The organism is Streptomyces sp. NPDC001070, from assembly GCF_053598835.1.
In genome coordinates, this window is the sequence record NZ_JBSFLB010000007.1 from 218,373 (window position 1) to 242,811 (window position 24,439).

Annotated in this window: 21 protein-coding genes and 2 tRNA genes; 18 read left to right on the top strand and 5 right to left on the bottom strand. The window is 72.0% G+C overall.

What is annotated here, in order from left to right:
- Positions 1 to 4: 4 nt before the first annotated feature.
- The 6 genes from gyrA to ACWDAS_RS11825 all read left to right on the top strand — a co-directional run bounded on the left by gyrA (position 5) and on the right by ACWDAS_RS11825 (position 7,040).
- Complete coding sequence (gene gyrA / locus ACWDAS_RS11800) at positions 5 to 2,614, top strand: DNA gyrase subunit A (RefSeq protein ID WP_450388795.1); 2,610 nt, start codon at positions 5 to 7, stop codon at positions 2,612 to 2,614.
- A 6-nt stretch (positions 2,615 to 2,620) separates the two neighbouring features.
- Positions 2,621 to 3,337, top strand: a complete 717-nt coding sequence (locus ACWDAS_RS11805) for a DUF3566 domain-containing protein (RefSeq protein ID WP_450388797.1) — start codon at positions 2,621 to 2,623, stop codon at positions 3,335 to 3,337.
- A 53-nt stretch (positions 3,338 to 3,390) separates the two neighbouring features.
- Positions 3,391 to 3,467, top strand: a tRNA-Ile gene (locus ACWDAS_RS11810).
- A 153-nt stretch (positions 3,468 to 3,620) separates the two neighbouring features.
- Complete coding sequence (locus tag ACWDAS_RS11815; protein WP_018559211.1) at positions 3,621 to 3,761, top strand: DLW-39 family protein; 141 nt, start codon at positions 3,621 to 3,623, stop codon at positions 3,759 to 3,761.
- Between the two features lie 163 nt (positions 3,762 to 3,924).
- Positions 3,925 to 5,805 (top strand): vWA domain-containing protein, encoded by a 1,881-nt coding sequence (locus tag ACWDAS_RS11820; RefSeq protein ID WP_450388799.1) that lies wholly within the window; start codon positions 3,925 to 3,927, stop codon positions 5,803 to 5,805.
- Positions 5,802 to 7,040, top strand: coding sequence for a hypothetical protein (locus ACWDAS_RS11825; RefSeq protein ID WP_450388801.1), 1,239 nt, complete (start codon positions 5,802 to 5,804; stop codon positions 7,038 to 7,040). Before ACWDAS_RS11820 ends, ACWDAS_RS11825 begins: the two co-directional genes overlap by 4 nt.
- Here ACWDAS_RS11825 and ACWDAS_RS11830 read toward each other — a convergent pair.
- Complete coding sequence (locus ACWDAS_RS11830) at positions 7,026 to 8,231, bottom strand: protein kinase domain-containing protein (protein WP_450388803.1); 1,206 nt, start codon at positions 8,229 to 8,231, stop codon at positions 7,026 to 7,028. The genes ACWDAS_RS11825 and ACWDAS_RS11830 overlap by 15 nt on opposite strands.
- Positions 8,224 to 8,790, bottom strand: a complete 567-nt coding sequence (locus ACWDAS_RS11835) for a helix-turn-helix domain-containing protein (protein WP_450388805.1) — start codon at positions 8,788 to 8,790, stop codon at positions 8,224 to 8,226. The genes ACWDAS_RS11830 and ACWDAS_RS11835 overlap by 8 nt, the downstream gene beginning before the upstream one ends.
- 111 nt (positions 8,791 to 8,901) lie before the next feature.
- Between ACWDAS_RS11835 and ACWDAS_RS11840 the strand changes: the two genes are divergently transcribed.
- From ACWDAS_RS11840 to ACWDAS_RS11855, 4 genes are all read left to right on the top strand, one after another.
- Positions 8,902 to 8,974 (top strand) — tRNA-Ala (locus ACWDAS_RS11840).
- A gap of 89 nt (positions 8,975 to 9,063) precedes the next feature.
- Positions 9,064 to 9,441 (top strand): VOC family protein, encoded by a 378-nt coding sequence (locus ACWDAS_RS11845; protein ID WP_450388807.1) that lies wholly within the window; start codon positions 9,064 to 9,066, stop codon positions 9,439 to 9,441.
- 26 nt (positions 9,442 to 9,467) lie between these two features.
- Positions 9,468 to 12,794, top strand: coding sequence for an AfsR/SARP family transcriptional regulator (locus ACWDAS_RS11850; RefSeq protein WP_450388809.1), 3,327 nt, complete (start codon positions 9,468 to 9,470; stop codon positions 12,792 to 12,794).
- 56 nt (positions 12,795 to 12,850) lie between these two features.
- A complete protein-coding gene (locus ACWDAS_RS11855) occupies positions 12,851 to 14,449 on the top strand; it encodes an MFS transporter (RefSeq protein WP_450388811.1) in 1,599 nt (532 codons plus the stop codon).
- Between the two features lie 108 nt (positions 14,450 to 14,557).
- On the opposite strand, the gene ACWDAS_RS11860 is transcribed toward ACWDAS_RS11855, so the two are convergent.
- On the bottom strand, positions 14,558 to 15,325 hold the full coding sequence (locus ACWDAS_RS11860) for a DUF5324 family protein (RefSeq protein ID WP_450388812.1): 768 nt from the start codon (positions 15,323 to 15,325) through the stop codon (positions 14,558 to 14,560).
- Between the two features lie 218 nt (positions 15,326 to 15,543).
- On the opposite strand from ACWDAS_RS11860, the gene ACWDAS_RS11865 reads away from it, so the two are divergent.
- Both ACWDAS_RS11865 and ACWDAS_RS11870 read left to right on the top strand, forming a co-directional pair.
- A complete protein-coding gene (locus ACWDAS_RS11865; RefSeq protein ID WP_450388850.1) occupies positions 15,544 to 16,071 on the top strand; it encodes a peptidylprolyl isomerase in 528 nt (175 codons plus the stop codon).
- A gap of 86 nt (positions 16,072 to 16,157) precedes the next feature.
- On the top strand, positions 16,158 to 17,012 hold the full coding sequence (locus ACWDAS_RS11870; protein WP_450388814.1) for a rhomboid family intramembrane serine protease: 855 nt from the start codon (positions 16,158 to 16,160) through the stop codon (positions 17,010 to 17,012).
- A gap of 241 nt (positions 17,013 to 17,253) precedes the next feature.
- Here the strand turns inward: ACWDAS_RS11870 and crgA are convergent, their stop codons facing one another.
- Positions 17,254 to 17,508, bottom strand: a complete 255-nt coding sequence (crgA, locus tag ACWDAS_RS11875) for a cell division protein CrgA (RefSeq protein WP_361790904.1) — start codon at positions 17,506 to 17,508, stop codon at positions 17,254 to 17,256.
- A 134-nt stretch (positions 17,509 to 17,642) separates the two neighbouring features.
- Here crgA and ACWDAS_RS11880 point away from each other — a divergent pair, with 134 nt between their 5' ends.
- The 6 genes from ACWDAS_RS11880 to ACWDAS_RS11905 are packed head-to-tail and all read left to right on the top strand — an operon-like array spanning position 17,643 to position 22,221.
- Positions 17,643 to 18,410: a DUF881 domain-containing protein gene (locus ACWDAS_RS11880; protein ID WP_450388816.1), complete on the top strand. Its 768-nt coding sequence runs from the start codon at positions 17,643 to 17,645 to the stop codon at positions 18,408 to 18,410.
- 2 nt (positions 18,411 to 18,412) lie between these two features.
- Positions 18,413 to 19,135 (top strand): class E sortase, encoded by a 723-nt coding sequence (locus tag ACWDAS_RS11885; protein ID WP_450388818.1) that lies wholly within the window; start codon positions 18,413 to 18,415, stop codon positions 19,133 to 19,135.
- 41 nt (positions 19,136 to 19,176) lie between these two features.
- Positions 19,177 to 19,353 (top strand): hypothetical protein, encoded by a 177-nt coding sequence (locus ACWDAS_RS11890; RefSeq protein ID WP_450388820.1) that lies wholly within the window; start codon positions 19,177 to 19,179, stop codon positions 19,351 to 19,353.
- Entirely contained in the window at positions 19,350 to 19,985 is a 636-nt protein-coding gene (locus ACWDAS_RS11895; protein ID WP_450388822.1) for an aminodeoxychorismate/anthranilate synthase component II, read from the top strand. Before ACWDAS_RS11890 ends, ACWDAS_RS11895 begins: the two co-directional genes overlap by 4 nt.
- Positions 19,986 to 19,989: 4 nt before the next feature.
- On the top strand, positions 19,990 to 21,462 hold the full coding sequence (locus tag ACWDAS_RS11900) for a class E sortase (protein ID WP_450388823.1): 1,473 nt from the start codon (positions 19,990 to 19,992) through the stop codon (positions 21,460 to 21,462).
- Positions 21,463 to 21,492: 30 nt separating this feature from the next.
- Positions 21,493 to 22,221: a class E sortase gene (locus ACWDAS_RS11905; RefSeq protein WP_450388825.1), complete on the top strand. Its 729-nt coding sequence runs from the start codon at positions 21,493 to 21,495 to the stop codon at positions 22,219 to 22,221.
- A 92-nt stretch (positions 22,222 to 22,313) separates the two neighbouring features.
- On the opposite strand, the gene pknB is transcribed toward ACWDAS_RS11905, so the two are convergent.
- Complete coding sequence (gene pknB, locus ACWDAS_RS11910; RefSeq protein WP_450388827.1) at positions 22,314 to 24,299, bottom strand: Stk1 family PASTA domain-containing Ser/Thr kinase; 1,986 nt, start codon at positions 24,297 to 24,299, stop codon at positions 22,314 to 22,316.
- Positions 24,300 to 24,439: the final 140 nt, after the last annotated feature.

Consider the following 24,439-nt stretch of genomic DNA (forward strand, 5'->3'; position numbering starts at 1 on the left):
AGCAATGGCCGACGACATTTCCCCTGCCTCCGGCGGGGAGACCCCTACCCCTGTCACGCCCGGCACGCCGGAGGGCGCCGCAGTCGAGGCGGACACCATGCGGATCGAGGCCGTGGGCCTCGAGACGGAGATGCAGCGCAGCTACCTCGACTACGCGATGTCCGTCATCGTGTCGCGCGCGCTGCCCGACGTCCGGGACGGCCTCAAGCCCGTCCACCGCCGCGTGCTGTACGCGATGTACGACGGCGGTTACCGCCCCGAGCGCGGCTTCTACAAGTGCGCCCGCGTCGTCGGCGACGTCATGGGCACCTACCACCCGCACGGCGACTCCTCGATCTACGACGCGCTGGTCCGTCTGGCCCAGCCGTGGTCGATGCGCATGCCGCTGGTGGACAGCAACGGCAACTTCGGCTCCCCGGGCAACGACCCGGCGGCCGCCATGCGGTACACCGAGTGCAAGATGGCGCCGCTGTCGATGGAGATGGTCCGGGACATCGACGAGGAGACCGTCGACTTCCAGGACAACTACGACGGCCGCAACCAGGAGCCGACGGTCCTGCCGTCGCGCTTCCCCAACCTGCTGATCAACGGCTCCGCCGGCATCGCGGTCGGCATGGCGACCAACATCCCGCCGCACAACCTGCGCGAGGTCGCCGAGGGCGCCCAGTGGTACCTGGCCAACCCCGAGGCCTCCAACGAGGAGCTGCTCGACGCGCTGATCGAGCGCATCAAGGGCCCGGACTTCCCGACCGGCGCCCTGGTGGTGGGCCGCAAGGGCATCGAGGAGGCCTACCGCACCGGGCGCGGTTCCATCACGATGCGCGCGGTCGTCGAGGTCGAGGAGATCCAGGGCCGGCAGTGCCTGGTCGTCACCGAGCTGCCGTATCAGGTGAACCCGGACAACCTGGCCCAGAAGATCGCCGACCTGGTGAAGGACGGCCGGATCGGCGGCATCGCCGACGTCCGCGACGAGACCTCCTCCCGTACCGGTCAGCGCCTGGTGATCGTGCTCAAGCGCGACGCCGTGGCCAAGGTCGTGCTGAACAACCTCTACAAGCACACCGACCTGCAGACGAACTTCGGCGCCAACATGCTGGCGCTGGTCGACGGCGTGCCGCGCACGCTCTCTCTCGACCAGTTCATCAAGCAGTGGGTGACCCACCAGATCGAGGTCATCGTCCGCCGGACCCGCTTCCGGCTGCGCAAGGCCGAGGAGCGGGCCCACATCCTGCGCGGTCTGCTGAAGGCGCTGGACGCGATCGACGAGGTCATCGCCCTGATCCGGCGCAGCGCGACGGTCGAGGTGGCGCGTGAAGGCCTGATGGGCCTGCTGGAGATCGACGAGATCCAGGCCAACGCGATCCTGGAGATGCAGCTCCGCCGGCTGGCGGCCCTGGAGCGGCAGAAGATCGTCCAGGAGCACGACGAGCTCCAGGCCAAGATCGACGAGTACAACCGCATCCTGGCCTCGCCCGAGCTGCAGCGCGGCATCATCAGCCAGGAGCTCACGGCGATCGTCGACAAGTTCGGCGACGACCGGCGCTCGGCCCTGGTGCCCTTCGACGGCGACATGTCCATCGAGGACCTGATCGCCGAGGAGGACATCGTCGTCACGATCACCCACGGCGGCTACGTCAAGCGCACCAAGACGGACGACTACCGCTCGCAGAAGCGCGGCGGCAAGGGCGTGCGCGGCACGAAGCTGAGGGAAGACGACATCGTCGACCACTTCTTCGTCACGACCACGCACCACTGGCTGCTGTTCTTCACCAACAAGGGCCGGGTCTACCGGGCCAAGGCGTACGAGCTGCCGGACGCCGGCCGTGACGCCCGCGGGCAGCACGTGGCGAACCTGCTGGCCTTCCAGCCGGACGAGCAGATCGCCCAGGTGCTCGCCATCCGCGACTACAACGCGGCGCCCTACCTGGTGCTGGCCACCCGTTCGGGCCTGGTGAAGAAGACCCCGCTGAAGGACTACGACTCCCCCCGTTCCGGCGGCGTCATCGCGATCAACCTGCGCGAGACCGAGGACGGCAGCGAGGACCTGCTGATCGGCGCCGAGCTGGTCGGACCCGCCGACGACCTGCTGCTGGTCAGCCGCAAGGCGCAGTCCATCCGGTTCACCGCGACGGACGACGCGCTGCGACCGATGGGCCGGGCGACCTCGGGTGTGAAGGGCATGAGCTTCCGCGAGGGGGACGAACTGCTCTCGATGAATGTCGTCCGACCGGGTACGTTCGTCTTCACCGCCACTGATGGCGGGTACGCCAAGCGGACCAGGGTGGACGAGTACCGCGTCCAGGGCCGCGGCGGACTCGGCATCAAGGCGGGCAAGATCGTCGAGGACCGGGGTTCGCTGGTCGGGGCGCTGGTGGTGGAGGAGACCGATGAGATCCTCGCCATCACCCTGGGCGGCGGTGTGATCCGCACCCGTGTCAACGAGATCAGGGAAACCGGCCGTGACACCATGGGCGTCCAACTGATCAACCTCGGCAAGAAGGATGCCGTCGTGGGCATCGCACGCAACGCCGAGGCGGGGGCGGAGGCCGAAGAGGTCGTCGCCGCCGAAGAGGTCGAGGGCGAGCAGCCCGCGGCCGCCGAGTCGGAGGAGTAAACAGCCGTGAGTGGAGCCGAGGGCGCCGTGGGTGGGACGGGCGCGGACGGAGGGCAGCCGATGCCGGCTGCCGTTCCGGACGCGATCGGCGGTGCCCCTGGCTCACGTACGGACAGCGGCCCGCACCAGGGGGGAATCACCGTGACTGACACCCGTCCATCGCACCATCAGCACGCCGTGCACCAGCAGACGTACGGAGGCAACCCCGTACCGGTCGCCGCCGAGCAGCCCCAGGAGCCTCAGCAGGCCCCCCAGGGCCCGCACCAGCCGCCCCAGGCGTACGCGCCGCCGGCCGGTGCGCCGGCCTCCGCGGGCGTCCGCCAGCCGCGTCCGGCGGCCCGTACCGTGCCGCGCACGCGCAAGGCGCGGCTGCGGGTGGCGAAGGCCGACCCGTGGTCGGTGATGAAGGTCAGTTTCCTGCTCTCCATCGCGCTGGGCATCTGCACGGTGATCGCGGTCGCGGTGCTGTGGATGGTGCTGGACACCATCGGCGTCTTCAGCACGGTCGGCGGCACGCTCAGCGAGGCCACCTCGTCGGGCTCGGACGGCGGCTTCGACCTCGTGTCGTTCCTGTCGCTGTCGCGGGTGCTGACCTTCACCGCGGTCATCGCCGTCATCGACGTGGTGCTGGCGACCGCGCTGGCCACCCTCGGCGCCTTCATCTACAACATGTCGGCCGGCATGGTGGGCGGAATCGAGCTGACGCTGGCGGAGGACGAGTAACCGATTTTGGGCCACGGCCCCGTGTGCGCTAATCTTTCAACGCAACACAGCGCGGGGCTATAGCTCAGACGGTTAGAGCGCTTCCCTGATAAGGAAGAGGCCACAGGTTCAAGTCCTGTTAGCCCCACCAGCGCGAACGGCCCGTACGGATCATCCGTACGGGCCGTTTCCTTGTGCCGGGCTGTGGAGTTGGTTCTCGTAGCAGGTCACCGTTCGATATCGACCGGTGTGTATAGTCGGGCCCGTCGGAGGACCCCCAACGCAAGAAGGACGAGGTCGCGCGGTGAAGAAGTTTCTCCTGGTCGCACTGGCCGCCATCGGCGGTCTCCTCGTGTACCGCCAGATCCAGGCGGACCGCGCCGAGCAGGACCTGTGGACGGAGGCCACGGACTCCGTTCCGGCGGGTTCCGGCGCGAGCGTCTGAGACGGCATAGCCGGACAAGGATTCCCGAGGCCCCGATCACGCAGTGGTCGGGGCCTCGTCGTGCCCGGGTCGTTGTTGCCCGACCGTGACGCGATCCACTTGTATTTGCTGTCGCAAATCAATAGCTTCGCTGAGGCCGATGATGTGCGAGGGGGAACAGCACATGCGACGAGGGAAGGCGCTGCCGCGCGGGCCCGTGCGGCCACTGTGGGCGGGCGTGTGCGGGCTCGCGGTGCTGGGCGCCGTGCTGTGCCCGGCGGGAGCGGCGCGGGCCGCCTCCGGGGCGGGCGACGACGGGCTGATCATGGTGCTGGACTCCTCCGGCTCCATGACGGGCGCCCGGATGACGGCGGCCAGGAAGGCGGTCGGCGCCGTCGTGGACGCGCTGCCGGACGGCTACCCGACGGGGCTGCGGGTCTACGGCGCCGGCAAGGAGCACGGCTGCGACGACACGCGGCTGCTGGAGCCGGTGCGTCCTGTGGACCGGGACGCCCTGAAGATGGCCGTGGCGGGTGTGGAGCCCAAGGGGGACACCCCCATCGGGCTGTCACTGGAGAAGGCCGCCGCCGACCTTCCCGGGGGCGGGCGGCGGACGATCGTCCCGGTCTCCGACGGCGAGGACACCTGCGGTGCCCCCGAGCCCTGCGAGGTGGCGGCGCGGCTCGCCGGGCAGGGTGCGGACCTGCGGATCGACACCATGGGCTTCCAGGTGCGCGGCGACGCCCGCGAGCAACTGGAGTGCATCGCCGAGGCCGGTCACGGCAGCTACTACGACGCCCCGGACGCGGCCTCGCTCGCGCGGCAGTTGACGCGGGCCTCACGCCTCAGCGCCGACGCGTACCGCCTCCAGGGGCGGCGGGTGGACGGCGCGACGAGCGCCGCCGGGGCGACGGGCCTGTCGCCCGGCCAGTACGTGGACAGCATCGGGCCCGGTGAGACCCGCTGGTACGCGGCGACGCTGGACGCGGTCTCCACCGCCGACCTGGCGGTGACGGCGGTGCCGCGGTCCGGGGTGAGGGTGGCTTACGGGGACGGTGTCGAGCTGCGGCTGGCCCGTGCCGGCGGATACGCGCTCACCTGCGGCTCGGACTCCGCGCACTTCGGGCAGGACGAGGGCGCGATGGTGCTCGGCGGTGCCGTGAGCCGGATCCCCTCCGACGACGGCGACGGTGCCTGCGACAAGGCCGGGCGTTACGTGCTGTCCGTGCACCGCACCAGCGGCGCCGGTTCGGACCGGGCGCGCTGGCCCCTGGAGCTGCGGTACGGCACCGAGCGGCCGCTCGCCGCGCACGCCACCCCGGCACCGGCCGAGACCGGCTACGGGGAGGCCCCGGTGGCCCTCAAGGGCGCGCCGCGGGACATCGAGGGCGGTACGGGCTTCAACGACGCGCGCGGGCTCGGTACCGGGATCTGGCGGGACACGCTGCTGCCCGGCCAGACGCGCTTCTACAAGGTGCGGGTCGGCTGGGGACAGCGGCTCACATACGCCGCGGACTTCGCCAATGAGCCGCTCCTGGAGCGGGGTTCCACGGCCTCGTCCTTCGTGGCGACGGCGGCGTACGGGCCGCAGCGGCAGCCGGTGGGCGACGCCTCCGGGGCCTCGCAGCACCGCGGCTACTACGGGCGGCCGCTGTCCGTGGGGCTCGGCACGGTACCCGTGACGTGGACCAACCGCTGGGTCGCGAGCGGCAGCGCCCGGGGCGCCCGCGCGGCGGGCGAGCACTACATCGCCGTGTCGCTCGGGCCGGGCGCGGCGCGGCTGGCGCGGAACGCGGCGGTGGGGGTCGTCCTGCGCGTGAACGTGACGGGGACGGAGCTGGCCGGACCGCAGTACAACGCGCCCGCGCTCGGGGGCGGTTCCGCCACCGGCCTGGAGAACGGGAAGAACGCTGAAGCGGACCGGTCCGCGGCCGTCGCCCCGGTGGACGGGGGAGGGTTCATGACCGTGAGCGACGTGATCGCGGCGGCCGCGGGGGGCGCGGTGGCGCTCGCCGGGGTCGGGACGGTGGCTGTGGTGGTCCGCAGACGGAGGGACGGGGCATGATCGGCAGGGCACTCACGGCCGTCGCGGCGGCGCTCGCGCTGCTGACGGGACCGGCGGGGGCGGCGTTCGCCGACCCGGCCGTCCCCTCCTGGCAGCCGCAGGGCGAGGAGGTGCGGGGCCGGGCGAGCACCGCGGACGCGCCGCAGCTCGAGGCCGGCGTCCTGTACCGGGACACCCTGTCGGCGGTCGAGGGCGGCAAGAACTACGCCCTCGACCTGGACGCGAAGCACTCGGCCTACCTGGCGGTCTTCGCGCTGCCGGCACCGGGGACCGAAGTGGCGTACGGGGACGGCATCGAGCTGACGCTGACCAGCACCGACGGCACCCGCTGCGACAGCGACTACCGGACCTTCTCCGACGACGGGGCGGCCCGGCCGATCGGCACCTGGGTCAAGCGCACCATCGCCAAGGGCGGGCCGTGCCAGGAGGCGCACGCGTACACCCTGGAGGTGACGAGGAAGTCGCAGGGCACCTCCGACGCCGCGCCGTGGCCGCTCCAGATACGGCTCACGACCGAGCCCGGGCTCGCCGCGGGCGCCACGCCCGGCCCCGCCCTCAGCCCGGCCACCCGGACGCCGGTGCCGGCGAGCGGGACCGGCCGGAACACCTCCGGCGGCGCCGACTTCGACCACGCCGCGCCCCTCGGCCCCGGGGTCTGGAAGGACGAGGTGCTGCCGGGCCAGACCCGCTTCTACAAGGTGCCGGTCGGCTGGGGGCAACAGGCCTGGGTCGCGACCGACTTCGCCAACGCGCAGGTGGTGAAGGCGGGCGGCTACAGCGGCTCCGGGGTGCGCGTGGAGGTCTACAACCCACGCTGGGCCTTCATCGGCAACGGCACGGCCTCCTACTCGGGCAAGCAGACCTCCGTCACCGCGACGACGGGGAAGGTTGCCTACGCCAACCGCTTCGAGAGCAGCGATCCGGTGTCGGCGGCCCGCTTCGACGGCTCCTACTACCTGGCGGTGACCGTGCACCCGGAGGTGGGCGGCTTCGTCCGGGGCGCCGTCCAGGTCACCCTGCGGGTCGACGTCGAGGGCACCGCGCAGGCCGGGCCCGAGTACGCCGGGAACCCCACGGCCGACCTGGGTCTCCCCGGCGAGCCCGGCTCCCGGAATCCGGTGCTGCGGATGCTCGGCTTCGCGGCCCTGGGCGCGGGAACGGCGCTTCTGCTGTCGCTCGCGGTGTGGGTGGCGGCGGCGCGGCGGCCGCGGGCCGCGGTCTCAGGAGGACGCTGACAGCGCCCAGAGGCCGAAGGCGAGGCACACCGCCGCGACCAGCAGCATCGGCACGACCACCTTCGCCGGGGGTCCGGGCCGGCGCGCCTGCGCCGTCGCGGCCGGGGCGGTGGTGGGGACGGGAGGCACAGCGGGTGCGACGGGAGCGGCCACCGGGGTGCCGGCGTCCGCCACGGTCGCCGTGTACGGCCGCGTGGGCGCCGGGGTGACCGGCGCCTGCGTCGGCGGCGTCGGAGCCGTCGCGGACGGCCGCGGGACGGGCGCGGGCGGCGGCAGGCGGAAACTTCCGGTCTCCTCCACCACCGGCGCCGGGTTCACCGGGCCGTCGGGGGAGAAGCCCCCGGGCAGCGGCCCTATCTGGTCGAAGACCTCGACGGGCTCCTCGTCCGCCTCCGGCGCGGGCAGCAGCTCCACCGCCGCGGCCAGCGCCTTGCGGGCCCCCGCGGCGGTGCGGAAGCGGGCCTCCGGGTCCGGCTGCAGCAGGGTGCCGATGACCTCCCACAGCGGACCGGGGACGCCCTGCGGGGCCCGGGGCATGCCGTGGGCGTACTGGGTGACGACGGCCTCCGCGTCGGGCTTGCTGCCGCCGAGCAGGTAGAGGGCGACCAGCCCGGTCGCGTACAGGTCGGCCGGGAAGTCCGGCTCGGCGCCGAGCAGCTGCTCCGGGGCGAAGTAACCCGGTGTGCCCACGACGTAGTTGGCCGCGGTGAGGCGGGGCTCGCCCTTGCGCATCGCGATGCCGAAGTCCGAGAGCCGCAGATGCGGGCGCCCGGTGCCGGTCGCCTCCATCAGGATGTTGGCGGGCTTGATGTCCCGGTGCACCACGCCCTCGGCGTGCACGGCCGTCAGACCGGACAGCAACTGGTCGAGCAGCCCGCTGACGTAGTGCGCCGGGAGCGGGCCGTAGTCGCCGATCAGGTGCGACAGCGATCCGCCGCGCACCAGGTTCATGGTGAACAGCACCTTGTCGTCGTCGGCCGCCCAGCTCGTGGGGGCGAGGACGTGCGGGTGGTCGATGCGCAGCGCCTGCTCCCGGACGAAGCGCAGCAGGGCGTGGGCGTCGCTCTGCAGCAGCACCTTCGCCGCCACGTAGCGTCCGCGCCGCCGGTCCCAGGCGCGCCACACCGCGCCCACTCCACCCCGCCCGATCGGGTCGACCAGTTCGTACCGGCCCGCGAAGACCTCACCCATGGCGTGCGTCTGCCCCCTGCTTCCGCGCCTCGTAGTGCCGGACCGCCGCATCGGCCGGTCCGGCCCCGTACACCCGGAGAAACTCTGCCAGTCGGGGGTGGCGCCGGGCGAGGGAGTCGGCGGCTTCGGCGATCTCGGCGGGAGGGGCCAGTTCGTGCAGCAGCGAGCGGATCTCGTGGACGACCCTGCGCGCCGGCGGCAGCGGCGCCCCGGACGCGCTCTGGGTGGTGCCGAGCACGGAGGAACCCTCCGAACGGCGGATCTCCTCCATCCGCGCCCCGGCGTCCGCCGCCGTCACCACGCCGCCGGCGACCTCCCCGGCGAGCTCCTGGAGCGCCTGGAGCCGCTGCACGACCGCGGGATTGCCGATCTTGGCCCGCTGTCCGCTCATCAGTTGCGACAGCATCGGCGCCGACAGCCCCAGGACCCCGGCGAGTCGTGCCTGGTTCAGCCCCAGGCTCTCCATGAGACGGCGGAACAGCACGCCGAGCGGCTCGCCGTACCAGGTGCGCTGCATGTCCTGGACGCGTGCGGTGGCGTCCGGCTGCGAGGTGTCCATTGCGGGCTCCTGACGGGGGACCTTTGCGGCCGCGAACTTGCCCGTCATCCTACGGACCCCCGATACTCGGTCGGTGATCCTCTCCGCAGCCGGTACGCTGGTCTGCGGCACGGGGCCTTAGCTCAGTTGGTAGAGCGCCGTCTTTGCATGGCGGATGTCAGGGGTTCGACTCCCCTAGGCTCCACACCGTCCGACCGGGCCGGGAACCTCATCGAGGTCCCGGCCTGTCGTGTTCGGGGCGCGCGTCGCCGGATGCTTCGGCATGCTGGTGCCATGTTCGCGAACACGAAGGCGTTCAGCGGCTTCGCCGTGGACGACCTCCGGAAGGCCAGGGAGTTCTACGGGGACACGCTGGGTCTGGAGGTGTCCGAGGAGCACCCCGGGCTGCTGACCCTCACGCTCGCGGGTGGCACCCGGGTGCTGGTGTACGCCAAGCCGGACCACACCCCGGCGACCTTCACCATCCTCAACTTCCCCGTGGACGACATCGACCGGGCGGTCGACGAGCTCACCGGGCGCGGGGTCGTCCTCGAGCGCTATCCGGGCATCGAGCACGACGAGAAGGGCATCAGTCGCGCCGGGGGCGGCCCGGCGATCGCCTGGTTCACCGATCCCGCGGGGAACGTGCTGTCCGTCCTCCAGGAGCGTTAGCCCGTTCGTGCGGCAGAATCGGCGGCGTGCGGTTCGGCATTCTGGGGGAGACGAGAGCGCTGCCGGCCGACGGGGGCACCGCCGCCGTCGGAGGTCCGGGACGGCGGGCGCTGCTGGCGATGCTGCTGCTGGAGGCCGGCCGGATCGTCAGCACCGAGCGGCTGATCGACGGGCTGTACGGGGACGAGCCGCCGGCCGGGGTCGGGAACGCTCTCCAGTCCCAGGTCTCGCGGCTGCGCTCGGCCATCGGCGCGTCCATCGAACGCCACCCCGGGGGCTACCGGCTGGCCGTCGCCCGGGACGAGGTGGACGTCCACCGCTTCGAGCGGCTCACGGCCGAAGGGCGGGAGGCGCTGGCCGCCGGTGAGCCCGGACGGGCCTCGGGCCTGCTGCGCGCGGCGCTGGAGCTGTGGCGGGGCTCGGCGCTGTCGGACGTGGGCGACGCGCCCTTCGCCCGGTCGCAGGTGACCCGGCTGGAGGAGCTGAGGATCGCGGCCGTGGAGGACCGGATCGCGGCGGAACTGGCACTGGACGCCCGCCATCACCGGGAACTCGTCGCCGAGCTGCGGGAGCTGGTCGAGCGGTACCCGCTGCGGGAAAGGCTCCGGGCCCAGCTGATGCGGGCGCTGCACAGCTGCGGCCGGCAGTCCGAGGCGCTCCAGGTGTACGAGGACGCGCGGCGCGAGCTGGTGGAGTCACTCGGCGCCGACCCGGGGCCGGAGCTGGCGGAGGCGCATCTGGCGGTGCTGCGCGGCGAACCGGCGCCCGCCCGTCCCGCACCGTCCGGGGTCCCGGGGGGCGTGCCGGATGCCCGGGCTGCGGGTGTTTCACGTGAAACATCGCCCACGGGAACTCCGCCCGCTCCGGTACCCCGGCACGCGCTGCCCGCCCAGCTCACCAGCTTCATCGGCCGCGAGGAGGAGCTGGCGCGGATCGGCTCGCGGCTCGCCGATACCCGGCTGGTCACCCTGATCGGCCCGGGCGGGGCGGGCAAGACCCGTATCGCCGTCGAGGCGGCCGGGCGGGACTCCGGGGAGGTCTGCTTTGTCGACCTCTCCGGGCTGACCCACGGCTCCGAGGTGCCGCAGGCGATCGCGGGTGCCCTGGGCCTGCGGGAGACGGGTCTGCTCGCCGGCACCGCGGGGCGGGACGCGGGGGCACCGGACGCCTCACCGCTCGCCCGGCTGACAGCCGTCCTGGCGGACCGGGCGCTGCTGCTGGTGCTGGACAACTGTGAGCACCTGATCGCCGACGTGGCCACCCTCACCGCGGGGCTGCTGGCCGCCTGCCCGCGGGTGCGGGTCCTGGCGACCACCCGGGAGGCCCTCGGCATCACCGGCGAGACGCTGTGCCCGCTGGAACCGCTGCCCGTGCCGGCACCCGGCGCGCCGGAGGAGGACGTGCTGGGCTCGCCCGCGGTACGGCTGTTCACCGAGCGGGCCGCCGCCGTGAGCCCGTCCGGCCGGCTGCCGGACGCCGAGGCCGCGGCCCGGATCTGCCGGGCGCTGGACGGGGTCCCGCTCGCCATCGAGCTGGCCGCCGCACGGCTGCGCTCCCTGTCCGCCGCCGAGATCGCCGACCGCCTCGGTGACGCCCTCGCCGGGCCCGACGACCGCTTCCGGCTGCTGTCGCGGGGCAGCCGCACCGCCCAGCCCCGCCAGCGGACCCTGCGCGGGGTCGTGGACTGGAGCTGGGAGCTGCTGCCCGAGGACGAGCGCACCGTTCTGCGCCGGGCCTCCGTCTTCGCCGGTGGCTGGACCCTGGCGGCCGCCGAGGAGATCTGTGCGGGATCCGCGGCGGGTCCGGCGGCCGGGGCCGCCGTCGAGGCCGAGGACGTGCTCGACCTGCTCGCCTCGCTCGCCGACAAGTCGCTGGTCGTGGTGGACCGTCCGGACGGTGACGGCGGCGTCCGCTACCGGCTGCTCCAGACCATCAGGGCGTACGCCGCCGAACGGCTCGCCGAGGCGGGCGAGTCGGAGGCGCTGCGGCAGGCGCACGCCGCGTACTTCCTCGATCTGGCGCTGGCCGCCGACCCGCATCTGCGCCGTGCCGAGCAGCTGGAGTGGCTGCGCCTGCTCGCCGCCGACCACGACAACCTGCACGCCGCGCTGCGGGGTTCGGTGGCCGCGGGCGACACCGACCGGGCGCTGCGGCTGCTCGCGTCCCTGTGCACGTACTGGATGCTGCGCGGGTTTCGCTACGAAGGCGCCCAGCCTGCCCACGAGTTGCTGACGGCCACCGGGCCAGGTGCGCCGCGGGGGCTTGAGGAGGAGTACGCGCTGTGCGTGATGACCGCCGCCTCGGCCACTGCCGACCAGGGCGAATTCGCCGCCCACTTGGCGGCCGCCGCGGATGTCGTCGCCGCGCTCGGGGGGATGGCCCGCCGCTTCCCCGTGCTCAACCTGCTGTGGGCGCCCTTCGCGGGAGTGCCCGACACCGAGACGTTCGCCCGGTACGCGGACGGGGCGGCCCCGGTCGCCGAGCCCTGGCAGCGGGCGCTGGTCCACGTCGGCTCGGGTTTCCACGCCTGGATGGTCGGTGGTGACATCGCCGCGGGCGAGGAGGAGTTCGCCATCGCCCTGGCCGGGTTCCGGGCCCTGGGCGACCGCTGGGGGACGACCATGGCCCTCACGCAGCTCGCCTGGCTGTCGGGTGCCCGCGGCGACGTGAAGCGGGCCGTGGGGCTGATCGACGAGGCCCTGGGCCACGCCGCCGAACTGGGCGCCACCGAGAGCGTCGCCGAACTGCTCGGTGAGCGCGGTAAATGCGGCCTGCGGGCCGGCCGCCACGACGCGGCCCGCTCCGACTTCGCGCGCGGACTGGAACTCGCCCGCGCCTGCGGCGCCCGGGAGATGATCGCCGGGGCGCACCTGGGGCTGGGCGAGTGCGCACGGCTCACCGGTGACCTCGCCGAGGCCCGGCGGCTGTCCGAGTTGGCCCTGTCCGAGTCCCTGGCCGGCTGGTACACCGGCGACGGCACGCGTGCCGAGGCGCACATCGCCCTCGGCAGGATCGCCCAGGAGGAAGGCGACACCGGCCGGGCCCGCGGTCATTTCCGCGAGGCGGCCGACCTGGAGCACGGCGCCCGCGACCTGCCGCTCGCGGCGAGCCTCGCCGACGCGTTCGCCGGGCTCGCGCTCGCCGAGGGGGAGCCCGCCCGGGCCGCCGAACTGCTGGGCGTCGGCCGGGCGCTGCGGGGCCCCGGGGTGCCCGCCGGTCCGGACGCCGGCCGCACCGAGACCTCCGTACGCGCCGCACTCGGCGCCCCGGCCTACGACGCGGCGCACACGCGCGGTGCGCGGCTCCCCGCCGACCGGGCACTGCGGGCGCTGACCGGGCTGACCGGGCTCTAGCGGCCGGTCAGCGCGCGGTGCGCGGCCGGTCAGCGCCCGCGCGCACTGTGTCCGGCATGACGAATCCCGCAACGACACACGACACCGCGGCCGGGACCCCCGCGGCCCCCGCCAGCCGCCGGTGGGCCGCACTGGCCGTCTGCTGCCTGGCCGCCATGCTCCTCGGCATCGACAACAGCGTGCTCAACTACGCCATCCCCTCGCTGCTGAGAGACATGGGCCCGTCCGGCACCGAGATCCTGTGGATCTCCGACATCTACGGCTTCGCCATGGGCGGCCTGCTGGTCGTCATGGGCAACCTCGGCGACCGGCTCGGCCGCAAGCGGATGATGCTGCTCGGCGCCGCCGCCTTCGGCGTGGCGTCCCTGCTCACCGCGTACGCCCCGAACCCGGAGGCGCTGATCGCGGGCCGCGCGCTGCTCGGCGTCGCCGGGGCGATGATGGTCCCCTCGACGCTCTCCGTGGTGCGGCACGCCTTCACCGACCCCAAGGAGCGCACCACGGCCATCGGGATCAGCAGCGGCATCGGCGCCGCGAGCTTCGCGCTCGGCCCGGTCGTCGGCGGACTGCTGCTCGACCACTTCTGGTGGGGCTCGGTCTTCCTGATCAACGTCCCGCTCATGGCCGTCGTCCTGGTGGCCGGTGTGCTGGTGCTGCCCGAGTCCCGCAATCCGCGCCCGGGACGGCTGGACTGGATCGGCGTGCCGCTGTCGGTCGTCGGTGTCCTGGGCGTCATCTACGCCGTCAAGGCCGGCTTCCGGGACGGCGCGGGCCACGCGCCGGTGTGGATCGCCGCGCTGATCGGGACGGTCGCCCTGCTGCTGTTCGCCCGCCGCCAGGTACGCGTCGAGGAGCCCCTGATCGACCTGCGGCTGTTCCGCAACCCCGCCTTCAGCGGCGCGGTCGGAGCCAACCTGGTCATGATCTTCGCCTCGTCCACGCTGTCGCTCGCCTTCTCCCTGTACTTCCAGGTAGTCCGCGGCTGGTCGCCCTTCACGGCGGGGCTGGCGCTGCTCCCCGGCCCGCTGGCGGCGGCCTTCGCGGCACCGCCCGCCACCGCGCTGATCCCGCGGCTGGGCCGGGCGCGGGTGGTCGCCCTCGGCCTGGTGCTGCTCGCCGCGAGCACCGCGGTCCTCGGCCGGCTCTCCGTACCGGGGACCCCGTACTGGGAGCTGCTGGCGCCGCTGGTCGTCAACGGCGCGGGCATCATCCTGATCGTCTCGGTCACCAACGACACGATCCTGGCGAGCGCCCCCAAGGAGCGCACCGGCGCGGCCGCCGCCGTCTCGGAGACCGCCATGGAGATGGGCGGTTCGCTGGGCATCGCCGTCCTCGGCTCGCTGCTCGGCGCGGTCTACCGCGACGCGCTCGTCCTGCCCGCGGGGCTGTCCGCCGGTGCCGCGGACACCGCCCGCGAGTCGGTGGGCGGGGCCGTCGAGGCGGCCGCCCGGATCCCGGGGGCGGACGGGACCGCGCTGGCGGCGGCCGCGAAGGACGCCTTCTGCCGCAGCATCCAGGTCACGACCGTGGTGGGGGCGCTGCTCGTCGCCGTCGGCGCCGTCGCGGCGCTGTACACCCTGCGCGGGGTCCCGGCGGAGATCCCCGACCCGCAGCAGGAGGACGTCAGGCCGCTGCCCGCGCCGTCCGGACGGTGACAGATGCGCGCAACGGGAGGGCGGCGGGCCCGTCATGGGTCCGCCGCCCTCCTGTTGTGTCACACCGGTGCCGGTGCCGGTGCCGGTGCCGGTGCCTCGGCCGTCACGTCACGGGTAGGTGTCCCCGCGGCCGCGGCGGTCCTCGGCGTCCGCCTCCGCCTGCTTGGCCTGTACTTCGGGGTCGAGAGCCTCCACGGGCGAGCCGTCGACCTTGCCGAACGAGGCGTCCGCTCCGACACCGCCGTTGAGGGAGGCACGGTCGGCGACCTCGGTGGCGGGGGCGGGTTCGACCAGCCAGTCGGGGTTGGTCTGCTTGCTCCACCACTTCCACGCGGCGAAGCCCGCTCCGGCGATGACGCCCGCCAGCAGCAGGCCCTTGGCGAACCGCCCGGTGCGGGCCCGGCGCTCCCGGCGGCGTTCGAGCTTGCGGATGTCGTCCGCCGTGACGTGGCTGCGCAGCACGGCGACCGCGGCGGCGCTGCGGGCGGCCGCCTCCTCCGCCGCGGGCGCGGCCACACTGCGCACGGTGGTCATCGCCTGGCCCACCCGCGGGCCTGTGTAGTCCGCCGCCTGACGAGCGGTGTCACGGGTGCGCCGGGCGGCGGTGCCCACCGCCTGCTGCACCCCCGGCGGCACCGCCGCCAGGGCCTGGTCGACGCGCGGTGCCAGATGCGCGTCGTACTGTGTTCGCGCCGCCGCGCGGGCCTGCCGCCCGGCCGCCGACACCCGTGGTGCCAGGTAGAGCCGGGCTCCGTCCGCGTAGTGGATGGCGCTGATCTTCGCTGTGTCGGCATACGGCGCCACCACGTCCGCGGCGTGCCGCACGCTGTCCCTCGTCCTCTCGGCTGCGTCGCGCACGCTGTCGATGCGGGTCACGAGAACCTCCTCCTCGGTGGCGTTCGGTTTTCGCCTTTCCACCCGGTTTGAAATCATGCCCGCGACCGCGGGGTACGGCATGTGCGTACGGGCATCCGGGTCAAGGGGAGCCGTCACCGACGATGCCACCGGCGGGCCTCCGGCGCGACAGGTGCGTACGGGAAGCCCGGGCGTGCAAGGATTTGTCCCTGTCAGTGAGGACTATGGAAGGTAAGACCGTGGCCGAGCAGCTCTACGCCACCCTGAAGACGAACCACGGGGACATCACCATCCGGCTGCTGCCGGACCACGCGCCGAAGACCGTGAAGAACTTCGTCGAGCTCGCCGAGGGTTCCCGCGAGTGGACCGACCCCACGACCGGCAAGCCTTCCAAGGAGCGCCTCTACGACGGCACCGTCTTCCACCGGGTCATCTCCGGCTTCATGATCCAGGGCGGCGACCCACTGGGCAACGGCACCGGTGGGCCCGGCTACCAGTTCGCCGACGAGTTCCACCCGGAGCTCGGCTTCAACCAGCCGTACCTGCTGGCGATGGCGAACGCCGGCCCGGGCACCAACGGCTCGCAGTTCTTCATCACGGTGTCCCCCACCGCGTGGCTCAACCGCAAGCACACCATCTTCGGCGAGGTCGTCGACCCGGCCAGCCAGAAGGTCGTGGACTCCATCGCGACCACCCCCACCGACCCCCGTACCGAGCGTCCGCTGGAGGACGTCGTGATCCAGAGCGTCGTGATCGAGCGCCGCTAGAGCGACAGGCTCCGGGGTCCCGGGAACCCAACCGCCCCGCCCGTCCGTATGACGGGCGGGGCGATTCTGCTGTGAAGGGCTGAGACATGACCGACCAGGCGGTCCGTTGCTACCGGCACCCGGACCGGGAGACCGGCATCCGCTGCTCCCGCTGCGGGCGGCCGATCTGTCCCGAGTGCATGATCAACGCGTCGGTCGGCTTCCACTGCCCGGAGTGCGTACGCGAGGGCCGGCGCGCGGCGCAGGCCGCCGAGCCGCGGACGGTGGCGGGCGGCTCGGTCGCCGGCGACCCCCGGCTGGTCACCAAGATCCTGATCGGGCTGAACCTGCTGGTCTTCCTGCTCGCCAGGATCGAGGGGGACAGGTTCGTCCTGGAGCTGGGACTCTTCACCCCCTGCTACGTCCCCGGCACCGCGCAGTGCGGCGTGGCGGGGGGCCCGGATGAGTGGTACCGGCTGCTGAGCTCGGTCTTCCTGCACCAGGAGGTCGCCCACATCGCCTTCAACATGCTCGCCCTGTGGTGGATCGGCGGCCCGCTGGAGACGTTGCTGGGCCGGGCCCGCTACATCGCGCTGTATCTGGTCTCCGGACTGGGCGGCAGCGCTCTGGTGGTGCTGCTGGCACCGAACACCCTGACCCTGGGCGCCTCGGGGGCGATCTTCGGGCTCTTCGGCGCCACGGCCGTCTTCGTCAAGCGGCTGCGGATGGACATGCGCCCGGTGCTGATCCTGCTCGGGCTGAATCTGCTGTTCACCTTCACCTGGGGGAACATCAGCTGGCAGGGGCACATCGGCGGCCTCGTCACGGGAACGATCGTCGCCATCGCCATGGCGTACGCGCCGCGCTCGCACCGTGCGCTGATCCAGTGGGGGACGTGCGCCGCGATGCTGCTCGCCGTGGCGGTCACGGTGTGGGCCGGGGTAGCGAATATCTCCGTCTAGGCCGTAACGCACACCGTTGATCAGACGTTATCCACAGAGAGGCGGAGGCCTCCTGTGCATCCTGTGGGCAAGCCGTGCGCGAGCCCGTACACACCGTGTCTGACCTGCAAGATCAACGAAAGACCGGTGGCCCGTACATCGGACCACCGGTCACACCGGTGCCAACCGGCTGGCGGTTATCCACAGATCATGCGACCTTTTCAACACTGTGGATGACGCCTGTGGATAACTGTGCGATCTGCTACTTCCACTGCGTGGACACGACGAACCCGCCCGCGATGAAGCCGAAGCCGACGGCGATGTTCCAGTTGCCCAGCTGCTCGATCGGGAAGCTGCCCTGCGTCACATAGAAGACGACGATCCATGCCAGGCCGACCAGGAAGAGCGCCAGCATGAGCGGCGCCACCCAGCCGCGGCCCGACTTCAGCCTTATGGGGGTGGTCTTCTCCGGGGGCGGAGTGAAGTCGGCCTTCTTGCGGATCCGTGACTTCGGCACGAGGGGCTCTCCTGTCGATGCGCTGCGTAACCGCGCGTGTGACGTCTTGTATGAACGGCCGGACGGCACGGGACCACGCCTCCGGGCGTCCGTTAGCGTAGTGCTTCCTCGGGTTGGAAGGAGATAAGGCTACGGTGAGCAATTCGGTCGACGCCTCCCGAGGCCGCCGATCCGCCCGGTCTGTGGTGCTTCGGCTGCTCAGTGCCGCGGTCTTCGCCCTCGCGGGGCTGCTCTTCTGGACGAGTTTCGACACCGCCAAGGGCCTCGACATCCGCACCGACGACCCGCTGCTGCGCCTGTCGGACCGCGTGCAGGACAAGAGCCGGCAGAACGAGCAGCTGGAGAACGCGCTGGCCGGCGTGCGCAAGGACGTCGACGGCCTCGCCCACACGGACAGCGGTGTCAGCGACGCCACCCGCAAGGAACTGGCACGGCTCGGCGCCGAGGCGGGCACCACCAAGCTCACCGGCCCCGCCGTCACCGTCACCCTGAACGACGCGCCGCCCGACGCGACCCCGCTCGTCCCGGGTGTGCCGGATCCGCAGCCCAACGACCTCGTCATCCATCAGCAGGACCTCCAGGCCGTGGTCAACGCCCTGTGGGCCGGGGGCGCCTCCGGCGTCAAGGTCATGGACCAGCGGCTGATCTCCACCAGCGCCGTGCGCTGCGTGGGCAACACCCTCATCCTGCAGGGCCGCGTCTACTCCCCGCCGTACCGCATCACGGCCGTCGGCGACCGGGGGAAGCTGCACAAGGCGCTCGACCAGAGCCCCGCGATTCAGAACTACCTGCAGTACGTCGAGGCTTACGGGCTCGGCTGGAAAGTCGACGACGAACGACGGGTGACTCTTCCCGGGTACTCCGGCACAGTGGATCTGCGGTACGCCAAGCCTGTGGGGTGAGGATGCGCCTGGTGGTGCGGACGCTGAGCGAGTTGTGCATCACCGTGGGCGCGTTGATCGTGCTCTTCGTCGTCTACGTGCTGTTCTGGACCGGCGTGCGGGCGGACCGGGCGATGGACGGGGAGATCGGGCGGCTGCAGGACCGCTGGGCGGCCCGGCCGGTCGCCACGGTGAGCCCGGCCCCGTCCCCCACCCGCGCGCCCGGCGCCTCGCCCTCCCCCTCGGCCTCGCCCTCCCCGGCCGCGACCCCCTACCGGGACGGTGCCGCTTTCGCGGTGATGTACATCCCCCGGCTGGGGCGCTCCTGGCACAAGCCCGTCCTGGAGGGCACCGAGACCGGCACCCTGAAGAAGGGCCTCGGCCACTACGCGAACACCGCCCGGCTCGGCGCCATGGGCAACTTCGCCGTCGCCGGCCACCGCCGCACCTACGGCGACCCGTTCAAGGACTTCCCCAGGCTCCGCAAGGGCGACGAGGTCGTGCTGACCGACGGGCGCACCTGGTACACCTACGAGATCGACCGGGCACCCTATCGCACGCTCCCCACCGACGTCGCTGTGATCGATCCCGTCCCGGAGCGCTCCGGATACACCGTTCCCGGCCGCTATCTGACCCTGACCACGTGCGATCCGGAGTGGGGCCACAGCCACCGGCTCATCACCTGGGGGCACCTGGAATCCACACAGCCTGTGGAGGACGGTATGCCGAAGGGCTTGTCGGGCTAATCTTGGGCGAGGCACGGGCGAGGAAGGCAGGAAGGCGGCGCATGTACGGCTGGATCTGGCGGCATCTGCCGGGCAACGTGTGGGTGAGGGCACTGATCTCGCTCGTGCTGGTCCTCGCTGCCGTGTACGTCCTCTTCCAGTACGTCTTCCCGTGGGCGGAGCCGCTGCTGCCGTTCAACGACGTGACCGTCGACGAGGGGATGGCTGCCGTCCGATGAGCGCGCGCATCCTGGTCGTGGACAACTACGACAGCTTCGTCTTCAACCTGGTCCAGTACCTCTACCAGCTCGGCGCCGAGTGCGAGGTGCTCCGCAACGACCAGGTGGAGCTCGCCCACGCCCAGGACGGCTTCGACGGCGTCCTGCTCTCCCCCGGGCCCGGCACCCCCGAGGAGGCCGGCGTCTGCGTCGACATGGTGCGCCACTGCGCGGCGACCGACGTGCCGGTCTTCGGCGTCTGCCTCGGCCTGCAGTCCATGGCGGTCGCCTACGGCGGCGTGGTCGACAGGGCGCCGGAGCTGCTGCACGGCAAGACCTCCCTGGTGACCCACGAGGGCCGCGGGGTCTTCGCCGGGCTGCCGTCGCCGTTCACCGCGACCCGCTACCACTCGCTGGCGGTCGAACGCGACACGGTGCCGGAGGAGTTGGAGATCACCTCCTGGACGGAGAGCGGCATCATCATGGGACTGCGGCACCGCAGCGCCCGGGTGGAGGGCGTCCAGTTCCATCCCGAGTCGGTGCTCACCGAATGGGGGCACCGGATGCTCGCCAACTGGCTGGTGGAATGCGGCGACAAGGACGCCGTCGAGCGTTCCGCGGGCCTCGCGCCCGTGGTCGGAACCGGGGCGTGACTGCGTGACCGCGCATCGGCACTTCGGTGACACCGCCGAATTCGCCGCCGCGGTGGAGCAGTTGGCCGATCCGCTCAACGACCCGCTGCCGAACACCTCGCGGCGCGCGGCCCGGCCCGCGCAGGAGCCCGACGCGGAATCCGCGCCGTCGGCAGTGGTACCGCCACCCGCTCCGCCGTCGCCCGCCCCGCCGACGCCCATCGTGCCCCCGCCCGCCACGTCCCGGCCCTCGGCGCCCGGCCGTCAGTCGTACGGGCAGCAGCATTACGCCCAGCCCGCCCAGCCCGCGTACGAGCCGCCGGCGGCCGACCCGTGGCCGTCCCGGCCGGCACCCGAGCCCGAGCCGCGGCCCGAGCCGGATCACCGGCACGGCCCGCCGGCCGAGGAGCAGCCGCTCTCCCAGGAGGCCAGGACCGTCCGGCGGACCCTCACCGACGAGGAACGCGCCGCCGCGCGCCGCCGGGCCGCCGGGGCACCGGGCGACACCATGGCGATGCCCGTGGTGGCCGACCCCGAGCCTGATCGGGACCGCGAGCGGGAGCCCGGACGGGAGCGGGGCGGCGAGTCCGTGCCCGAGGCCTCACCGGCCCCCGACACCCTCCTGCCCGAGGGCGGCGGCCGTGCGGCACGCCGTAAAGCCGCCCAGGAGGCCGCACGGCGCGGCGGCAGGGGACGGAGGCGTTCCGGTGCCGTCCCGGCCTCCCAGGCCGCCACAGAGGCCGTCACGGCCCCCATGGCCTCGACTCCGGCCGCACCGAGGTCCCGTGTGGAGGCCCGGCGTGCCGCGCGCGCGGCCAAGGAGAGCCCCGCGGTGATCGCCAGCCGGGTGGCCGGCGAGCTGTTCATCACCCTGGGCGTGCTGATGCTGCTCTTCGTCACCTACCAGTTGTGGTGGACCAACGTCCTCGCCCACCAGCAGGCCGGCGGCGCCGCCAACAACCTGCAGAAGCAGTGGGAGGGCGAGAAGGACCCGAGCCGCGATCCGGGCGCGTTCTCGCCGGGCCAGGGCTTCGCGATCATGTACATCCCCAAGCTGGACGTGAAGGCGCCCATCGCCGAGGGTGTCGACAAGCACAAGGTGCTCGACAAGGGCATGATCGGCCACTACTCCGGCGATCTGGAGACGGCCATGCCCTGGGACAAGAAGGGCAACTTCGCCCTCGCCGCCCACCGCAACACCCACGGCGAACCGTTCCGCTACGTCAACAAGCTGGTGCCGGGGGACAAGGTCGTGGTCGAGACCGAGAGCACGTACTACACGTACGAGGTCACGAGCATGCTGCCCTCCACCCCGCCCTCCAACATCTCGGTGATCAAGCCGGTTCCCCCCGGATCGGGCTTCACCAAGCCCGGCCGCTACATCACACTGACCACGTGCACCCCGGAGTTCACCAGCAAGTACCGGCTGATCGTCTGGGGCAAGATGGTCGACGAACGACCGCGCAGCAAGGGCAAGCCCGACGCGCTGGTCGAGTAAGTCACGTACGGACGTACACAGATCGGGGCAGTGGTGACGACCACCCAGCATGACCGCACCCGGGAGGCCACGCCGACACGGCGCCCCCTCACGTGGATCGCCGCCACCGTCAGCCTGATCGGGGAACTCCTCATCACCGCGGGCGTGATCCTCGGGCTCTTCGTCGTCTACTCCCTGTGGTGGACCAACGTCCTGGCCGACCGCGCCGCCAAGCACGACGGCGACATCGTCAGGCGGCAGTGGGCCGACAGCGGCCCCGGCAAGCTCGACACCAAGGACGGCATCGGCTTCCTCCACGTTCCCGCCATGGGGAGGAACTTCGAGGTCCTGGTGAAGAAGGGCACCGGCACCAAGGTGCTCAACGAGGGTGTCGCCGGCTACTACACCGAACCCGTCGAGTCGGCCATGCCCTGGGACAAGCAGGGGAACTTCACGCTGGCCGCCCACCGGGACGGCCACGGTGCCAAGTTCCACAACATCGACAAGATCAAGAACGGCGACCCCGTCGTCTTCGAGGACCGCGACACCTGGTACGTCTACAAGGTCTACGAGGTCCTTCCCGAGACCTCGAAGTCCAACGTCGAGGTCATCGACCAGATCCCGAAGGAGAGCGGCAGGAAGAAGGCCGGCCGCTACCTCACGCTCACCACGTGCACCCCGGTCTACACCTCGCGCGACCGCTACATCGTCTGGGCCGAGCTCGTGCGCACGCAGAAGGTGGACGCGAAGCGGACGCCTCCGGTGGAGCTGGGCGGCTGAACCCTCCTCCTCCCCCGGGTATGCGGAAGGGGCCGCGGACGTGATGTCCGCGGCCCCTTTCCGTTGCCGTGCCTCAGCAGGAGGTGCGGGCGTCAGCCGCCGCCTCCGATGAAGCCGCCGCCGTTGCCGTTGCCGTTCTGCCCCTGGGTGGTGATCGTCACCGTGTCGCCCGGCTTCACGGGCGTGCCCGGCGGCAGGCTCTGGTTCGTCACGATGGCGTTGTTGTCCTGCGGGAAGTTCGGCGGGATCACGAGAGTGATCTGCAGCTCTGCGGCGTCCGACCTGGCCTGGCCGACCGTCTGGTTAAACCAGTTCGGCAGCTGGCTCGTGGACGGGGGCTTCGCGATGATCAGGGTGACCGTCTGGCCCGCCTTGACCGTGCTTCCGGCTGTCGGGTCCGTCGAGATGACCGTGCCCGCCGCCTGGTCGGCCGACTCCTGTTCGGTGGTGGTCACCTGCAGACCGTCCGCCTCGAAGATCCGGGTGGCCTCGTCCTTGGTCTTGCCCTTCACGTCCTTGATGGTGACTTCCTCGGGCTTCACCGCCACGGTCAGGGTGATGGTCGTGCCCTTGGCCCGCTTCGCGCCGCCCTCGGGGTCCTGCTTGAGGACCGTGTCCTCTTCCTCGTTGGAGGTCTTGGACTGCTTGTCGACCTCGAAGCCGGCGTCCTTCAGCGTCTTCTCGGCATCGTCGTAGGAGTCCCCGGTCACGTCCGGGACCTCGACCTTCTCGGTGCCCTTCGAGAGCTGCAGGGTGACGGTGTCGTCCTTGGAGATCTCGGAGTTGACCTCGGCCGACTGCTTGCAGACCCTGTCCTTGGGCTGGTCGGCGCAGAAGACGGGATCGCCGAAGGCGATCTTGATCTCGCCGTTCGTCGCCCTGGTCTCGGCCTCGGCCTTGGTGTCGCCGACGAACTGCGGAACCTGGACCTTGCCGTTTCCGCCGGGGTCGGGGGCGAACAGCGCCTTGCCCATGAAGATCGCGCCGATCAGGACCAGGACGGCCGCGACGACCAGCAGGATCGTGGACGTGTTGGTCTTCTTCGGCTTGCGCCTGCCGCCACCGCCCGGAGCCTGGTCGTAGCCGAAGCCGCCGTCGTCCTCGCGCATGGGCGGCAGCATCGAGGTCCCGGCGTCCGCCTGCGGGGGCAGGGCCGTGGTGGGGACGTCGTTGCCGTAGCCGCCGTACCCGCCGCCGTTGTAGCCGACGGAGCCCAGGGCGACCGTGGCGGCGACGGGCTGGCCGTCGAGGCAGGCCTCGATGTCGGCGCGCATCTCGTCGGCGGACTGGTACCGGTAGTCCGGGTCCTTGGTCAGCGCCTTGAGGACGATGGCGTCCATCGCGGGCGAGACCTCGGGGTCGAAGACGCTCGGCGGCTGGGGCTCCTCGCGCACGTGCTGGTACGCCACCGCCACCGGGGAGTCGCCCACGAAGGGCGGCCGCACGGTGAGCAGCTCGTAGAGCAGACAGCCCGTGGAGTACAGGTCGGAGCGGGCGTCGACGGTCTCGCCCTTGGCCTGCTCCGGGGAGAGGTACTGCGCGGTGCCGATCACGGCCGCGGTCTGCGTCATGGTCATGCCGGAGTCGCCCATGGCGCGGGCGATGCCGAAGTCCATGACCTTGACCTGGCCGTTCCGGGTCAGCATCACGTTCGCGGGCTTGATGTCGCGGTGCACGATGCCGGACCGGTGGCTGTACTCCAGGGCCTGGAGGATGCCGATCGTCATCTCCAGGGAACGCTCCGGCAGCAGCTTGCGGCCGGAGTGGAGCAGCTCACGCAGGGTGGAGCCGTCCACGTACTCCATGACGATGTACGGGATGGAGACCCCGTCGACGTAGTCCTCGCCGGTGTCGTAGACGGCGACGATCGACGGGTGGTTCAGCGAGGCGGCCGACTGGGCCTCACGGCGGAACCGGGCCTGGAAGGACGGATCGCGGGCGAGGTCCACCCGGAGCGTCTTCACGGCGACGGTGCGGCCGAGCCGGGTGTCATGGGCGATGTACACCTCGGCCATGCCACCACGGCCGAGCACCGAGCCCAGCTCGTACCGGCCGCCGAGGCGACGCGGCTCTTCCATAGCGCTTGCCCTTCCTAAACCGTCCGTGTGGCTGCTCGGGCATACCGTACCCGCCGCCGCGTGCCGATCCCGGCCCTCGCCGGTAGCCGATACACGACCGGTATCGCGACGTGCGACTTAGCGCACATACAGGGATACGG